Origin of the sequence: Bradyrhizobium nivariense, from assembly GCF_029846695.2 — a bacterium.
GTDB lineage: Bacteria > Pseudomonadota > Alphaproteobacteria > Rhizobiales > Xanthobacteraceae > Bradyrhizobium.
In genome coordinates this window covers 1-14,985 of the sequence record NZ_JARWCR020000113.1, presented here as the reverse complement: position 1 = coordinate 14,985, position 14,985 = coordinate 1, and the positions used below count along the sequence as shown (strand labels likewise).

The following is a 14,985-nucleotide window of genomic DNA, read 5'->3' as shown; positions in this document are numbered from 1 at the left end:
GCTTGCGAAGATCCAGAGAATAAGGCTTGCCCATCCATGCTGGCCTCCGCCCAGCCAGCATGGTGAATCAGAAACAAGCTGATTTGGGAATCCCAAATCGATTCAACCTAACCCCATTCCGCTTTAGGGGCGCCGAAGCTTTAGCGTAGGCGGCAGGCGCGGCATCCAGTACGCCGCGGCAGTCGTGTGACAAACCACCGCTGGTGATTACTGGATCATCCGCCTTCGCGGATGATGACAGCTGCGTTTGGCTCACCGCCCGTTCGTGCGCAGCAACCTCTCGCCGTCCGCCGTCACCGCGATGATCAGCCCGACACCGGGCTGGGTCTCGCGCGCGACGTAGCCGCGGTCGGCGGCGTCTTCCCAGATGGTGAGGCGCGGGCACGAGGTCTTCCAGGTCGCGATCACCTCGGCATAGGCGCGCGGCTCGCGCGCAACCCATTCGACGAAGTCCAGCACCAGCGGATCGGCGTTACAGCTCATTGCAAACCTCCCTTGTCGAAGGCCGCCAGCACCGGGGTACGAAGCAGGAGCCAGCCGCCATAGGCGATGTAGTAGCAGGCGATGGTGGTGATCAGCTTGTTCGACCAGGCCACGAACTGCTGGTCGGTCATGGCTTCCAGAATACGCCGCGCCAGCGTGGTGCCGAGCATCGAGGCTGCGATCGCGACGCCGGCGAGCACGGGATCGAGCGTGGCGGCCTGGTCGATCACGCCGCCGAAATAGATCAGTTTTGTGAAATGGCTGACGAGCTGGCACATCGCTTTGGTCGCCACCTTCTCACGCCGGCCGAAATCGCCACCGAGGAAGAAGGTGTCGAGCAGCGGACCCGATACGCCGGTCATCAGCATCAGCCCCATGCAGATCGAGCCGTAGGCGGTGCCCTGCCAGACGCTATCGGGATTGGGCTTGATGTTGGCGGGCAAGAGCCGCGCCATGAACGGCGTGACGCCGAGCAGCAGCAGCGCGACCGGCTTGTCCGGGACGTAGCGCGTGATCGACCACGCCGCGAGCGCGACGGCGCAGCCGATCAGATAGACCCCGACCGGCCGCCAGCGGATATGCGCCCGCCACAGCAACGCCCGCCAGCCGTTCGAGGCCATCTGCGTGATCGCGTGCAACACCATCGCGGTCGGCAACGGCATCAAGGCCAGCAGCACGCCGATCAGGATCAGCCCGCCCGCCATGCCGAACAGCCCCGACAGGAACGCGGTGCCGACCATCAGCAATCCAAGGGCAGCGATCATGATTGATGTCACGAGGGGTCTCCGGTGGTGGCTCGCCAATATAAGGGGCGCAAACTGCTTCACTCCCTCGCCCCGCTCTTGCGGGGAGAGGGCGGGGTGAGGGGCTGCATCCGCAATCACGATGATAGTGCGACTCGCGGAGGCTCCCCTCACCCGCCACGCTTCGCGTGTCGGCCTCTCCCCGCACGCGGGGAGAGGCGAAGCAGAACGTGCCCCGCTTGCCCCCGGCGCGCAAACTGAGTTATCTTGGCCTGGCATCAGCTTTCCTGAGGGTCGGTCATTTGCGGCGCCTGCTGTTTCTCAACGGCATCAAGGCATTCGAAGCGGCGGCGCGGACCGGAAGCTTTGCCGCGGCCGGCCTCGAGCTGAGCGTGTCGGCGGCCGCGGTCAGCCGCATGGTGCACATCCTGGAAGAACGGCTCGGCGTCGCGCTGTTCGAGCGCAAGGCCAACAAGCTGGTGCTGACGCAGGCGGGCCGGGCCTATCAGGGCGGGCTGACGCCGATCTTCGACGCGCTCGCAAGCCTCACCGCCCAGGTGACGGCGCCCTCCGGCGTCCGCGTGCTCACCATCGGCGTCGGCCACACCTTCGCGATGCGCTGGCTGATCCCGCGCCTGTCGGAGTTTCGCAGCGAGGAGCCCGACATCGAGGTGCGCTTCACCACCGGCGGCGCGTCGGTGCCGTTCGGCGAGGATTGGAGCTGCGGCATCAAGCTCGGCACCGGCGACTGGCCGGGGCTGGTGGCCGAGCCCTTGTTCGCCGGCGACCTCACGCCAGTCTGCGTGCCCCGCCTCGCTTCCTCGCTGAAGCGCCCGACCGATCTCAAGGGACCGAGCCTGATCCGCGTTGCGCATTCGCCCGAGGACTGGCCGATCTGGCTCAAGGCCGCGAATCTCGCGCGCATCAACGCGCGCGGCTCGGAGTTCCAGTTCTACGGCCAGGCGCTCCAGGCCGCCGCCGACGGGCTGGGCATCGCCATGGGCATCCGACCCTATATCGACGACGACCTCGCCGCCGGCCGGCTGGTGGCGCCATTCGATCTGTCGGTGCCCAAGGGCATGCGCTGGTACCTGCTCTATCGCAGCTTCCAGACCGAGCAGCGCGACTTTGCCGCGTTCCGCCGCTGGATCATGCGCGCGGCGTCGGAACCTGCCGCCCGTCCCGTCCGGCGGACCGGCCGCACCAGCGCGCGGAACTGACGCTACGCGGTAAAAAAGCCGACTGCTTGTGAACGGCTTCACATCCCGAATTCCGCAAATGTGGTCCCCTGACCCTCCAACAAGACGCTCAAACGGGACATTTTGGGGACTGCAATGACGACCCTCTACGACGGCTTTGACATCGAATCCTTCGAAGCTGGCAAGGGGCTGTGGCACGCCCGGATCAGGCGCGCCGATTTCAGCCCGGTTGCCATCGACGGCGTGCTGTTTCCGGCCATGGAAGTCGGCTTCGCCTGGCCCGATCCCGACGCCGCGATTGCCGATGCCAAGCATCACATCGATCGCTTTCGCCGGCGGGCCGACGACGAATAAGCCAGCGGGACTGCAAGCGAACCAAGGGACGGCGCAGGCTAAAAAGGGGGACCGGTCATGTCAGTCATCGAATTCGAAGACACGCTGCGGCCGAGGATTTACGCCCGCAATGTGTTGTCCAGCTGCCCGGAATGCGACGGCGATCTCACGGTGCTCCGCGTGATCGGCGGCCGCGCCGGATGCGAGTACTGGACCATGCGCTGCACCGATTGCGGCGGCATCCATCTCGACATCCTCGAGCCGCGTCTGGTGGCCGAGGGCGACGATGGACCGCTGCCGGCGGCGTGATCCCAAGATCCGTGATCCCAAGATCCTTGATCCAAGGTCTGCTGCATCCAAGGGCTGCTGCCAACCTGCTGTCAGCAGCGTGAACCAGGACGGGCATTCGCCCTTTCCTGAGGGCCGGACTCGCCCCATATTCGGAGCATGGCGAAGAAACCTGCATCCCCCGAAAAGTCCGGCAAATCCCTCAAGACCAAGGCCCCCAACGCGAAGGCGCCAAATTCCAAGGCGTCACGTCCCGACGTGCAGCCGATCGGGCCGGCGCTGGCCGAGCTGCTCAATCCCGCGATCAATCGCGGCGATGCCGGGCTTGGCTCGGGTACCGGCCTGCAGCCGCCGCCGGACAATTCGCGCGACCGCCGTTCCGGCGGCGAGGCCGCCGCACATCGCGCGCGGGCTTCGACGCCGAAGGAGTTTCCGCAGGACACGGCAACGGGCAGCGCGCCTCGTGGCTTACCCCTCTCCCCGGCCCTCCCCCACAAGGGGAGAGGGAGCAGAGAGGCTGAAGGTCTTGACGAGGCACCGCAGGCCAATTACGGAACCGCGGCCACGATACCGACGCTCGATCCGGAACTGGCCCGCCAGCTAGGCCTTCCCACGGAAGAGGACGATGCCGAAGCCTTGGCGCGTCCGCCGCGCAGCAAGATGGAGGCGCTCGGCGTCAAGGCGACCGCCGACGCGCTGGAATCTCTGATCCGCGAGGGCCGGCCGGAGTTCCGCAAGGACGACGGCTCCACGAAGGTGTGGACTCCGCATCGGCCGCCGCGCCCGGAAAAGTCCGAAGGCGGCGTGCGCTTCGAGATCAAATCGTCCTATGAGCCGCGCGGCGACCAGCCGACCGCGATCGCGGAGCTGGTCGAGGGCATCCAGCGCAACGACCGCTCGCAGGTGCTGCTCGGCGTCACCGGCTCCGGCAAGACCTACACCATGGCCAAGGTGATCGAGGCGACGCAGCGCCCCGCCATCATTCTGGCGCCGAACAAGACGCTTGCCGCCCAGCTCTATGGCGAGTTCAAGAGCTTCTTCCCCGACAACGCGGTCGAATATTTTGTCAGCTATTACGACTACTACCAGCCGGAAGCGTATGTCCCTCGCACCGACACCTACATAGAAAAGGACTCCTCGATCAACGAGCAGATCGACCGCATGCGCCACTCGGCGACGCGCGCGCTGCTCGAACGCGACGACGTCATCATCGTTGCGTCGGTGTCCTGCATCTACGGTATCGGCTCGGTCGAAACCTACACCGCGATGACCTTTGCGCTGAAGAAGGGCGAACGCATCGACCAGCGCCAGCTCATCGCCGACCTCGTCGCCCTGCAATACAAGCGCACCCAGGCCGACTTTACCCGCGGCACCTTTCGCGTGCGCGGCGACGTCATCGACATTTTTCCGGCGCACTATGAGGATCGTGCCTGGCGCGTCAACCTGTTCGGCGACACCGTCGAGAACATCGAGGAATTCGACCCGCTCACCGGCCACAAGCAGGACGAGCTCGAATTCATCAAGATCTACGCCAATTCGCACTATGTGACGCCGCGCCCGACTTTGGTGCAGGCGATCAAGTCGATCAAATCCGAATTGAAGATGCGGCTCGACCAGCTCCACGACCAGGGCCGCCTGCTGGAAGCGCAGCGGCTGGAGCAGCGCACCACCTTCGACCTCGAGATGATGGAAGCGACCGGAAGCTGCGCCGGCATCGAGAACTATTCGCGCTATCTCACCGGGCGCCTGCCCGGCGAGCCGCCGCCGACCCTGTTCGAATACGTGCCCGACAACGCGCTGGTGTTCGCCGACGAGAGCCACGTCACTGTGCCGCAGATCGGCGGCATGTTCCGCGGCGACTTCCGCCGCAAGGCGACGCTCGCCGAATATGGCTTCCGCCTGCCCTCCTGCATGGACAACCGCCCGCTGCGCTTCGAGGAATGGGACATGATGCGGCCGCAGACGGTCGCGGTCTCCGCCACGCCCAGCGCCTGGGAGATCAACGAGAGCGGCGGCGTGTTCGTCGAGCAGGTCATCCGCCCGACCGGGCTGATTGATCCTCCCGTGAATATTCGCCCCGCCCGCACCCAGGTCGACGATCTCGTCGGTGAGGTCCGCGCCACCGCGCAGGCCGGCTATCGCTCGCTGATCACGGTGCTGACGAAGCGCATGGCGGAGGACCTCACCGAATATCTGCACGAGCAGGGCATTCGCGTCCGCTACATGCACAGCGATATCGACACCATCGAACGCATCGAGATCATCCGCGATTTGCGCCTTGGCGCCTTCGACGCGCTGGTCGGCATCAACCTGCTCCGCGAAGGCCTCGACATTCCCGAATGCGCGCTGGTCGCGATCCTCGATGCCGACAAGGAAGGCTTTTTGCGCAGCGAGACCTCGCTGATCCAGACCATCGGCCGCGCCGCGCGCAATGTCGACGGCAAGGTGATCCTCTATGCCGACCAGATGACGGGCTCGATGGAGCGCGCCATCGCCGAAACCGACCGCCGCCGCGAGAAGCAGGTCGAGTACAACACGGCGCATGGCATCACGCCGGAGAGCATCAAGAAGTCGATCGGCGACATCATGAACAGCGTCTACGAGCGCGACCATGTGCTGGTCGAGATCGGCGGCCACGACATGACCGACGACGTCATCTCGATCGGCCACAACTTTGAAGCCGTGCTCGGCGATCTCGAAACAAGGATGCGCGAGGCCGCCGCCGATTTGAACTTCGAGGAAGCCGCCCGCCTCCGCGACGAGGTCAAGCGGCTGCGCGCCACCGAGCTCGCCGTGGTCGACGACCCCACCGTCAAGCAGCGCACCGTGCAGGGCAAAGCCGGCGCCTATGCGGGAGCGAAGAAATACGGCGACGCCGCCAATTTGCCGGTCAGCGCGATGAAGAAGAAGACCGTGAGCTCGGCGCTGAAGGCGAGCGGCGGCGGCAGCGGCTCGAAGGTGCACAAGCCGCATCTCGACGAGATGCACGGCCCGGAATCGCTGCCCTATCGCGCCGACCGCGCGCTGCCCTCAAAGCCGTTCGGCGGCGAGAGCCGGATCATCCAGCCGACGGACTCGAAGCAGTCGGGCCCGGAGTTCGGGCCATCGCCGCGGTCGAGCGGAGGGGCACCGGGGCATAGGGGTGGGTGGAAGAAGAGGTGACTCGTCCCTTCCAATGACGATATGCGCAGCGCTCCGGAACGACACGCGGAGAGAGCTAGACTAGCACCATGTGGGCGGCGCTCATCATTGCCTGAGCAGTTAACAGCACCCGCAGTCCGGTGCTGCGCAGCCCGTCCTTCGCCAGCTGCCGGCCGACAATCATTCCTCCACGTGACTCTCGCGGAGCCGCGTGCACGGTTCAGAATGACTACCCCTTCTGGCTTCGTGCTTCGCTCGGTCATTCTCTCTTACAGTGGCATTCCTGTCGTCCTGCTATCAGCATGGCCTTTCTTGACTGGTACTGGTCCGGGAATGACAACGTGTCTCGAGATGCATCATGACCGACACCGACGTGGCAATCATTGGCGGGGGCCTTGCCGGTTCAACGACCGCAGCAATGTTGGGGCGCGCAGGCGTTCGCACCATGCTCGTCGACCCTCATCCAGTCTACCCGCCCGATCTGCGTTGCGAAAAGCTCGATAGTGGGCAGGTATCGATCTTGGGCAAGACCGGCCTCGCCGATGCCATTTTGCCGGCAACGACTTTCGACGGTGACACACGAGACGACAAATTCTGGGTCGCCCGCTTCGGACGCCTGATCGACAAGCGCCCGGGAGGCCAGTACGGCATTCGGTACGACGACCTGGTCAACGTGATGCGCGTCGCCATTCCTCCGAGCGTCGCGTGCATCGCCGCCAAGGCAGTGAGGCTCACCACCGGCGACGACCATCAGCAAGTCTCACTGTCGAACGGCAGCCGCATCTCCGCGCGTCTCGTCGTGCTCGCGCATGGATTGAGCGTCGCATTGAAGGACCAGGTCGGCATCGCACGCATCGTGACGAGTCCCTGCCATTCGATCACCATTGCCTTCGATCTCAAGCCCCGCCACGCCCGGGCGTTCGATTTCGCCGCCCTCACCTACTATCCCGAGCGAGCTGCCGACCAGATGGCCTATCTCACGTTATTTCCCATCGGCATGTCGATGCGGGCAAACCTGATGGTCTATCGGACCATGGACGATCCGTGGCTCCGCGAAATGCGTCGCGACCCCGAGCGCAGCCTGCTCAACCTGATGCCTAATTTAGCTCGCCTCACCGGCGACATCGAAGTGGTCGGCTCGATCAAGATCCGGCCTGCCGACCTCTGCGTCAGCCTAGGCCATCGCCAGGCCGGCATCGTCCTGGTCGGCGATGCATTCGCCACCTCCTGTCCGGCGGCCGGCACCGGTGCCGGCAAGGTTTTCAACGACGTTGAGCGGCTGTGCAACATCCATATCCCGAGTTGGCTCGCGAGCCGCGGCATGGGAGCAGACAAGATCGCTCAATTCTATGACGATCCGGTCAAGCGCGCTTACGACGAGGTCTCCATGTCGTGGGCTTACCGGTTGCGCTCGATGTCCGTCGAAGAAGGCTTTACCTGGAATTTCCAGCGCAGGCTGCGCTTCATCGTCGGCGCTGCAATCGGAGCGGCTTGCCAGCTCGGCGTAATTCCTATTGCGGATCAGCTCACACCCGAAGGATGGACACAGCGCCTTCGGAATCGAACCTAGGCTTGGCTTCAATCGCCGACGGCGCTCGATTCGCTTGAGCATTGTCCCTCGAATTGAAAGCCGATGACTTCCCTGTCTTGGCCTAACGCGGCCTCTTGATCGCTCGCCGCATCCGGTCCTGCACGCGGCGAATCTGCTCGTGACCTTGGTGACACGCTACGTCCATGGCAAAAGCCAGCGAGCTGCGCGAGCGAACATCGATCAGGGCATCGACCATGGTTCTTCGGCCAGTGAACAACCGCGCCATGAATCCGTCCGCATACGAGCAGGAATCGATCGTGACGATCCGCCCGGATTCGAGCAGGCTCTCGGTAACTTTGTCGATCAATAGAGCCCCCGGCGAGAACTGAGCAAAGGCCGAATTGAAAGCTGTCTTCCATGTGTAGGCTTGCCGGCCGCTGTAGAACAAGACCTGGGCCGCAATCGCCTGGTCGTCGACGCTCAGCAATGCGACGGAAGCCAGATCCTGCGCGGCAAGGTTGTGAAAGAGCCGGCGGGCGAAGCGTGCATCGTCGGCGTCGCTCAGCAGCGCGGTACCCTCCGCCCCCTTCCAGCTCGCTGCTTCGAGCACCAGAAAAGTCTCGAACGCGGCCTCCGCTTCGGCCGGCCTGCGGTCGTTGACAATCTCCACCGACCCCGCCGCCGAGATCCGGTTCCATACACTGCGCAGCTTCTTGCAGGCCGACCTCGACTTCTTGGTCCCGGAGGATCGATCCGCAAAAGGCCGTTCGAAGCGATGCAGCTCCCGATGCCGGCCCGTGCCCGCCAGGTGCCTGAGCATCGCCGGATAGACAATTGAATCGGCTTCGAACGACCTCAAACTGATGATTTTGGGCAGGCGGAGGTCGCGCCTGAGCGCTTCGAAGAATGCAGCCACGACGCCGTCGGCGCAGGCGCCGTCGACGAGGGCATTCGAGGTGAAAGCGTAATTGTAGGGAAGCGCTTGCAGAAAGGCGGGTGTCAGCGGCAAATCGCGCCGCTCCTGAAGCGCCCAAAAGCCGACCGGACGGCGCGGCTGCGACTCCTCGTCCCACGCCAGCAGGACGTGAATCTTGGCGAAGCCGGTCTCGGCCGCCGCAAGCAATGCCGCGGGATGCATGAATCCGTTCGGATCGACCCGCGCAGCAAGATCGTCCCAGAGTCGGGCGAGCTCAGGGCCTGGTGGACAAATGCTTACTGAGATTGCCTCGGTCTTTGTCCGTTGCCAGCCAATATTCATCTCTCTACGTGACTATCGCATGCCGTCGAGAGCAACCGCGCCGAAGGATTACTACGTTCGGCATCAAGGCGGCCCGGTACCTGCAGGCGCGGTCACAACGTGGGGACGGGGATTAATCCGAGAAATCGAAGGACAACGCTCCAGCCATTGGCTTCAGTGCGTTGCAGAAAAAGGGCCTTGCCGCATCCACTACCGGGTTCCATCGAATGGTAAACAGTGGTTGTCCGCGGATTCCGCACGCTGTTGTTGCACGCGCGCTACATCAATGTGTGAGATTTTCAGCTTAAACTTGATGTCCAATTCTACTTAGCGGGACATTCGATGAGGAAGTTTTTCATTTCCGGACTTGCAGTGCTCCTGACCTCTGCAAGCGCTCACGCAGCCGATCTGGCAGCTCGGCCGTATACGAAAGCTCCGGCCCCGGTTGCCTCTGTATTCAACTGGACCGGTTTTTACGTCGGCGGCTTTGTCGGAGGAGCGTTTGGTGATGGAAATGCTCTGTCGACTGAACCCACTTTTTCGGGCGGGTTCCCGTACAATTTCGCTACATTCCCGAACAGCTACAACCTTTCGAGCAGTGTCATCGCGGGCGGCACCGTTGGATGGAATTATCAGCCTGTGGGCTCAAACTGGTTGTTCGGTCTTGAAGGAGAGGCAGGCTACATCCATCTGGCTCGGACCGTGCAGGATATCAACGCAATCAATGCCGGCCTCGCGTATCCCGACAGCCTCGACACCACGCGGATCGGGGACTGGTACGGCGTGATCGCTGGCCGCCTTGGCCTGGTTGTTGACCGAGTGCTTTTCTACGGAAAGGGCGGAGTAGCATTCGTTGGAAAGAGCTACAGTTTTGCCGACAATTGTGCGGTCGGCGGCTGCGGACCAGGAATCGCAAATCTCGCGCGGAGCCAAACACAGGTTACCTGGGCGGCCGGTGGTGGCGTGGAATACGCGTTCACCCCCAACTGGAGCGTTAAGGGCGAATACCTGTACCTGGCGACCCACGAGTCGTACACCGTCAGTGGCATCGCTAACGGGGCTCCGGTCAGTAATGTTCACACCGATCCCGGCGTTCACACCGCCAAGGTGGGCATCAACTATCGGTTCGGCGCTCCGGTGGTCGCGAAGTATTGATTCTGTCAGACTCACAATCTGACTGAACGTCCCGGTGCTGAGCTTCATGGCGCTGCCTCGACCTCATTAGCGCAAGGTCCGATCTTAACCATTTGCTCGGGGGTGGGCGTTTGCAACGCCCCGCGCCTCGTCGATGCGCGCCTCCCATCTTTGGTGGTCGACTTGCACCCGTGGGTACCTCTCAAGAAGTAGCAAGAGCCAACTACCAGCATGGGCGAGCGGCGGTTACCCACTTGAGGCGTGCTTGAGCAACGACTGCCGCCCCTCTTGTGGAGCGAGCCGGCGTTCCGCTTCCAGTGTGAGTAGTAAGGAAGAGCATCTTCACATCCTGCCCTCGCGACAGGAAAATTCCCGAAACCATGCAAGCCCCAAGTGCAGGCGAGTAGGGGCGCACGGCGAGGCAGCGCGGAGAGTATTGGGAAGATGCATTGGGCTCACTCGATGTCGGAATCATCGCCGAACAACCCCGCGGTCCGTCACTTCGGCCTATCTGGTTTCGCGTGACTGGAGCAAGCAATGCACCCCGATCCGGTCGTCGACGTCAGCGTGGAAACCTTGCAGAGCATCGACCGACTTGAGACCTTGTGGAAAGAACTCGAAATGCGGGCGGCTCACTCATTTTACCTGTCTTGGCTCTGGATAGGGACTTGGCTGCGTCATCTCCCGCACGGCGCACAACCACACGTTCTGGTCGCGCGGATGTCGGGCAAAATCGTTGGTCTGGCGATTGTTTGCCGGCGGACGTCATGGAGTTTCGGGCCACATCCGCGGGCGCGTTGGCTGCTCCATGAAACCGGCGATGCGCGCTTCGACCGATTGTTCATCGAATACAACCACATTCTTGCAGATCGGTCTTCGGCCGAGGCCGTTACGGTGGCATCTCTCCAAGCCCTGATGCACCACTTGCATCCGTCTGATCAGCTCGTGCTCTCGGGAATCGGTCCGGACCTTGAGTCGGCCGCTGGTCGCGCCGCGACCCTAGTCGGGCTGGTTACGGAGGTGAAAGAGGCAGATGCGGCGCAGTGGATTGATTTTGCCAAAGTCCGCCAGAATGGCGGAAACTACCGCGCCAGATTGGGCCGCTGTACTCGCCAAGCCCTGAGCCGTGCCATGCGGTTGTACGCCCAACGCGGTCCTGTTGGGCTGAGGATCATGGAAACGACATCGGAGGCCCTCGCCGCGTTCGATTTGCTGGTCGAGCTTCATCAGTCCCGATGGGGAAGCAGAGGATCCTTCGCCAATCCGAGCTTCCGCCTGTTTCACCAGGAACTCATTGCGCACGGGGTCCCCACGGGCGCCATCCGCGTCTCACGGACGTTGGCCGGGGACCAAACGATTGGGGTCTTGTACAATTTCGTGCATGACGGCCGCGTTCTAAACTACCAAAGCGGCTTTCTCTATGAATGCGATGCCCGGCTGAAGCCTGGGCTTGTCAGTCATGTGCTGGCTATTGACGACAGCATTGCACGCGGGGAGCGCGGCTATGATTTTATATGCGGCCATGCTGGGCACAAATCCCATTTGGCCAACGCCGAGCATCCTCTGAAGTGGATCGCGATAAGCAGAGACAATCCGAAGCGCCGGATCGAGGCGAAGCTCCGCCGTGCCAAACGGACGTTGGGGACCCTCGCCACGAATCTGAAACAAACTGCGGCTCTAGCTGCCAACCCACCTAGAGTTGCCAGCTTTGTATCCCGCGTGGGAAAGTTTTTGGACGATCGGTAGCAGATTGGGCCCGCGGATGCTCGCCGCCGCGCCCCCGTCGACGGGACGGCGGGTGGAAGAAGAGGTAGGACGCCCAACGGATATTGAGTACCGCGGATCTTCCTCACCCCACGCTCGCCGTCACCACCGCCATCACCGACAGCAGCAGCACGATGGTCACGAGTTGGAGCGATGCGACGGGCTGGGTGCGCCATGCGGTGATCTTCTCAGTGAGCGACAGATGGGCTTCGAAGAATTTTGGTTCGTAGACGGTCTTGAAGAAGGCCGGGAAGCTCGGGCCAAGGGTGACCGCCAGCAGCGCGTGGGCGAGCGAGGCGATGGCGACGAAGATGGCGACGCCGGGGTCGCCGACGAGGTCGTGGTTGCCGCATAGCTTGAGCAGGAAGGCGGCGGCGGCGAAGGTCGGGAAGCTCTGGAGGGTCGCGGTCAGCGCGAGGCCTTCGACCACGTTGTGCTGGCTGGACTTTCTTGCAGCGGCGATGGCGGCCATGGCGCGTCTCCCTGATGACATGCGGATGAAGCTAGCCGCGATGGGGAACGCGTGATGTGAGGTGGGTCACGCTGCTGTTCACCTCGCCCCGCTTGCGAGGAGAGGTCGATCGCGCGGCGATCGGGTGAGGGGGACTCTCCGCGAGTCCAACTCTCACAGTCCCCGGCGAGACTCCCCCTCACCCCACCCTCTCCCCGTAAGAACGGGGCGAGGGAGCCGACCGCCGATGCCGTCCAGCCGAATGCGGCATGAATTCGCGTGCTGCATCTGCTCGATGCCATCGCGCGTAGCGATCTCCAGGCTGCGCTGTCGTGCTGCACCGACGACGTCGACTTCCTCACCCACGCCCCGATCGACGTGCTGCCGCACATGGGTCCCTGCCACGGCAAGAAGGAGCTTGGCGAGTTCTGGCGCACCGTGCAGGAGCGCTACGCCGAGATCCGCTACGAGGTGCCGCAGATCGTCGCCGAAGGCGACACGGTCGCGGCCTATTTGCGCGTGTTCTTCAGGAAGCGCAGCAACGACCGCATCATTCAGGTCGACATGGCCGTGTTCTACACTTTCCGCAACGGCCAGGTGGCGCAGATCCGCGAGATCATCGATTCCTACGATCTGGTGCAGCAGGTGCTGGAACGTGAGATCGGCCCGCTGATCCTGGGCGAGCGGGTGGACGGGGGCTAGCTCCGCCGTCGTCCTGGCGAAAGCCAGGACCCATACCGCGGAATCTTTCGATCGCGCGTGGTAGCAGTCCCGGGCTACGTCTCTTCGCCAAACTCCGGCTTGGGGTAATGGGTCCTGGCCTTCGCCAGGACGACATCGGAGGTTCGCGTCCCGCACCGGTAAAATACCGAATTCTATTGTAAATCTCACAAGCCGCGATCAATTGTGCCTTGCGAAAACGTGAATTGCGTTTTGGCCGAAATGACGTATCTTGTTCGTACACAAATGAGTTGAGCGACCCCGCGGCACCTTTCCTGTGCGCATGGGGTTGTTTTTTGCTTTTTCGCAAGCCAGCTTCAGGACTGCCCAAAATGACAGAGCACAGCCTCTGGCGTTTCTCGCGTGCGTTGCACCGCGCGATCAACGACCGGCATTTCGAGGACATCGAGGCCCTGATCGACGAGGACGTCGAGTGGGCACTGTACGGCCCGATCGACATGTTTCCGTTCCTCGGCGCGCGCCAGGGCAAGGACGCCGTGCTCGACGTCATCCGCCAGCTCGCCGACAATTTCCAGGTCCGCCGCTTCGACCGCGAGAGCATCATGCTCGGCGTCGATTCCGCCGCATCGATGCTGCGCTATTCGCTGACCGCGCTGGACTCCAACAAGCCGATCAGCTTGCGGGTCGCGCAGTTCGCCCAGTTCAGGGCGGGCAAGCTCACCAGCATGCGCGTGCTGATCGACACGTTTGATCTGGTCGAGCAGGCACTCGGCCGCGCCATTCATCTGCCGAAGATGACCAGCGTCGGCTGAAAGGAACACCAACGGGCCCCGCTGTTCGGGACCGGTGGCTGATGCTCCCCGCGACGCGTCCTGGCCTCCAGCCCCGCCGGATGCAATCGTGGGGAAGCTCGTCATCGGGCGCGCGTCTTTCGCGCGGCCCGTTGGTTCGCGTCTGATGGGACCGCCACAATTTCGCAACGATGGTTCCGCATCCTGGGCGCGAACTGGGCTGACGGGCAGGACGATGGAATTCTCGACAGGTTTTGGCTGGACCAGGCTGCCGGTGCTGGCGGCCGTGTTCATCTTGGGATCGGTGCTGACGGTTTCGGCGCAGGTCATTCCGCCCACGGCCGCAATGCCCGACGAGGACGCCGAGGCGGCGGAGGCCCCCGACGTCAACGACCCCGACGTGCTCAGGGGTATCGACGTCGACAAGCTCGACTGGGGCCAGCTCGCGATCGACGCCAGCACGCTCAACGACATCATCGCCGCCAAGAAGCGCGCGCAGGCTGCCGCCAAGGACGGGCTGAACTGGGCGACGAACGCCAACGCCAACGGCTCCTCGGCGGTGACGGTAAAACAGTCGGTATCCTCATTCTGGGACGCCCGCATCGGCGCCGACATGACGGTGACGAGCGAGCCGCGGACGATGTCCGAACTGTTGGCACAGAAGGCCACCAATGGCGGCAGCGTGCCTCAGTCGTCCGGCAGCGCCTGGGCGGCCGCGACCGCGCCGGGCGCGGGCGCGATCTGGGACAAGACCGCGGTGGAGGCTCGCGTCGATCCCGGCGCCGAGCAGAGCAAGCTCGGGGCGTCGCTGACCAAGTCGGTGCCGCTGTCGAACGACACGTCGCTGACACTCCAGAACGGCTACAGCGTCAACCAGCAGGGCACCACGGCGCTTCCCGGCGTCGGCGGCCGCATCACGCGCAACTACGCGACCGAGCAGTCGGCCAAGGTCACCCTCACCGACACCGGCACCAGCATCACCGCGGGCCAGTCGCTGTCGACCACCGACGACAAATGGCTGCGCAAGGTCGGCGCCGAGCAAAAACTGTTCGACAACGTCACCGTCTCCGGCTCGGTCGGCGAGACCTCGCAAGGGGCGATCAACAAGAGCCTGACGGCGGGTTTCAAGAAGAGCTGGTAGCGTGTTTTCGCCTCTCCCCGCTTGCGGGGAGAGGTCGACGCGCGAAGCGCGTCGGGTGAGGGGGAGCC

The 14,985-nt window shown here is 63.4% G+C and carries 14 protein-coding genes; 10 read left to right on the top strand and 4 right to left on the bottom strand.

The genetic code is table 11. The features are described from left to right. Window positions 1–252: 252 nt before the first annotated feature. Both QCM77_RS43655 and QCM77_RS43650 read right to left on the bottom strand, forming a co-directional pair. On the bottom strand, window positions 253–483 hold the full coding sequence (locus QCM77_RS43655) for a hypothetical protein (protein ID WP_279661417.1): 231 nt from the start codon (window positions 481–483) through the stop codon (window positions 253–255). Then, window positions 480–1,259: a TSUP family transporter gene (locus tag QCM77_RS43650; RefSeq protein WP_279690636.1), complete on the bottom strand. Its 780-nt coding sequence runs from the start codon at window positions 1,257–1,259 to the stop codon at window positions 480–482. Before QCM77_RS43650 ends, QCM77_RS43655 begins: the two co-directional genes overlap by 4 nt. Window positions 1,260–1,528: 269 nt before the next feature. Here QCM77_RS43650 and QCM77_RS43645 point away from each other — a divergent pair, with 269 nt between their 5' ends. The 5 genes from QCM77_RS43645 (at window position 1,529) to QCM77_RS43625 (ending at window position 7,757) form a co-directional block, all read left to right on the top strand. Beyond that, the gene (locus QCM77_RS43645) at window positions 1,529–2,446 is read left to right on the top strand and encodes a LysR substrate-binding domain-containing protein (protein WP_280096880.1); all 918 of its coding nucleotides are present in this window, start codon (window positions 1,529–1,531) and stop codon (window positions 2,444–2,446) included. A gap of 114 nt (window positions 2,447–2,560) precedes the next feature. Then, window positions 2,561–2,779 carry a hypothetical protein gene (locus QCM77_RS43640; protein WP_279661419.1) on the top strand — a complete coding sequence of 73 codons (219 nt, stop codon included), beginning with the start codon at window positions 2,561–2,563 and terminating at the stop codon, window positions 2,777–2,779. Between the two features lie 57 nt (window positions 2,780–2,836). Further along, complete coding sequence (locus QCM77_RS43635; protein ID WP_279690634.1) at window positions 2,837–3,067, top strand: hypothetical protein; 231 nt, start codon at window positions 2,837–2,839, stop codon at window positions 3,065–3,067. 138 nt (window positions 3,068–3,205) lie between these two features. Continuing rightward, window positions 3,206–6,208: an excinuclease ABC subunit UvrB gene (gene uvrB, locus QCM77_RS43630; RefSeq protein WP_280096878.1), complete on the top strand. Its 3,003-nt coding sequence runs from the start codon at window positions 3,206–3,208 to the stop codon at window positions 6,206–6,208. A 337-nt stretch (window positions 6,209–6,545) separates the two neighbouring features. Next, window positions 6,546–7,757, top strand: a complete 1,212-nt coding sequence (locus tag QCM77_RS43625) for an FAD-dependent oxidoreductase (RefSeq protein ID WP_279661422.1) — start codon at window positions 6,546–6,548, stop codon at window positions 7,755–7,757. 82 nt (window positions 7,758–7,839) lie between these two features. Here the strand turns inward: QCM77_RS43625 and QCM77_RS43620 are convergent, their stop codons facing one another. Continuing rightward, window positions 7,840–8,856 (bottom strand): GNAT family N-acetyltransferase, encoded by a 1,017-nt coding sequence (locus QCM77_RS43620; protein WP_279690631.1) that lies wholly within the window; start codon window positions 8,854–8,856, stop codon window positions 7,840–7,842. A gap of 441 nt (window positions 8,857–9,297) precedes the next feature. On the opposite strand from QCM77_RS43620, the gene QCM77_RS43615 reads away from it, so the two are divergent. Then, window positions 9,298–10,110 (top strand): outer membrane protein, encoded by an 813-nt coding sequence (locus tag QCM77_RS43615; RefSeq protein ID WP_279661424.1) that lies wholly within the window; start codon window positions 9,298–9,300, stop codon window positions 10,108–10,110. 516 nt (window positions 10,111–10,626) lie between these two features. Further along, window positions 10,627–11,835, top strand: a complete 1,209-nt coding sequence (locus QCM77_RS43610) for a GNAT family N-acetyltransferase (RefSeq protein ID WP_280096877.1) — start codon at window positions 10,627–10,629, stop codon at window positions 11,833–11,835. A 103-nt stretch (window positions 11,836–11,938) separates the two neighbouring features. Here the strand turns inward: QCM77_RS43610 and QCM77_RS43605 are convergent, their stop codons facing one another. Continuing rightward, window positions 11,939–12,325, bottom strand: coding sequence for a hypothetical protein (locus tag QCM77_RS43605; protein WP_280096876.1), 387 nt, complete (start codon window positions 12,323–12,325; stop codon window positions 11,939–11,941). Between the two features lie 252 nt (window positions 12,326–12,577). On the opposite strand from QCM77_RS43605, the gene QCM77_RS43600 reads away from it, so the two are divergent. The 3 genes from QCM77_RS43600 to QCM77_RS43590 all read left to right on the top strand — a co-directional run bounded on the left by QCM77_RS43600 (window position 12,578) and on the right by QCM77_RS43590 (window position 14,917). Continuing rightward, window positions 12,578–13,006 carry a nuclear transport factor 2 family protein gene (locus tag QCM77_RS43600; protein ID WP_280096879.1) on the top strand — a complete coding sequence of 143 codons (429 nt, stop codon included), beginning with the start codon at window positions 12,578–12,580 and terminating at the stop codon, window positions 13,004–13,006. Between the two features lie 350 nt (window positions 13,007–13,356). Continuing rightward, a complete protein-coding gene (locus QCM77_RS43595; RefSeq protein WP_038947455.1) occupies window positions 13,357–13,797 on the top strand; it encodes a nuclear transport factor 2 family protein in 441 nt (146 codons plus the stop codon). 214 nt (window positions 13,798–14,011) lie between these two features. Next, on the top strand, window positions 14,012–14,917 hold the full coding sequence (locus QCM77_RS43590; RefSeq protein WP_280096875.1) for a hypothetical protein: 906 nt from the start codon (window positions 14,012–14,014) through the stop codon (window positions 14,915–14,917). The last annotated feature ends 68 nt before the right edge of the window (window positions 14,918–14,985 follow it).

Excerpts from the sequence above, each read along its gene's own strand:
- QCM77_RS43655 (WP_279661417.1), bottom strand. The coding sequence starts at position 483 with ATGAGCTGTAACGCCGATCCGCTGGTGCTGGACTTCGTCGAATGGGTT.
- QCM77_RS43640 (WP_279661419.1), top strand. The coding sequence starts at position 2,561 with ATGACGACCCTCTACGACGGCTTTGACATCGAATCCTTCGAAGCTGGC.
- QCM77_RS43635 (WP_279690634.1), top strand. The coding sequence starts at position 2,837 with ATGTCAGTCATCGAATTCGAAGACACGCTGCGGCCGAGGATTTACGCC.
- uvrB (WP_280096878.1), top strand. The coding sequence starts at position 3,206 with ATGGCGAAGAAACCTGCATCCCCCGAAAAGTCCGGCAAATCCCTCAAG.
- QCM77_RS43625 (WP_279661422.1), top strand. The coding sequence starts at position 6,546 with ATGACCGACACCGACGTGGCAATCATTGGCGGGGGCCTTGCCGGTTCA.
- QCM77_RS43620 (WP_279690631.1), bottom strand. The coding sequence starts at position 8,856 with ATGCATCCCGCGGCATTGCTTGCGGCGGCCGAGACCGGCTTCGCCAAG.
- QCM77_RS43615 (WP_279661424.1), top strand. The coding sequence starts at position 9,298 with ATGAGGAAGTTTTTCATTTCCGGACTTGCAGTGCTCCTGACCTCTGCA.
- QCM77_RS43610 (WP_280096877.1), top strand. The coding sequence starts at position 10,627 with ATGCACCCCGATCCGGTCGTCGACGTCAGCGTGGAAACCTTGCAGAGC.
- QCM77_RS43605 (WP_280096876.1), bottom strand. The coding sequence starts at position 12,325 with ATGGCCGCCATCGCCGCTGCAAGAAAGTCCAGCCAGCACAACGTGGTC.
- QCM77_RS43595 (WP_038947455.1), top strand. The coding sequence starts at position 13,357 with ATGACAGAGCACAGCCTCTGGCGTTTCTCGCGTGCGTTGCACCGCGCG.
- QCM77_RS43590 (WP_280096875.1), top strand. The coding sequence starts at position 14,012 with ATGGAATTCTCGACAGGTTTTGGCTGGACCAGGCTGCCGGTGCTGGCG.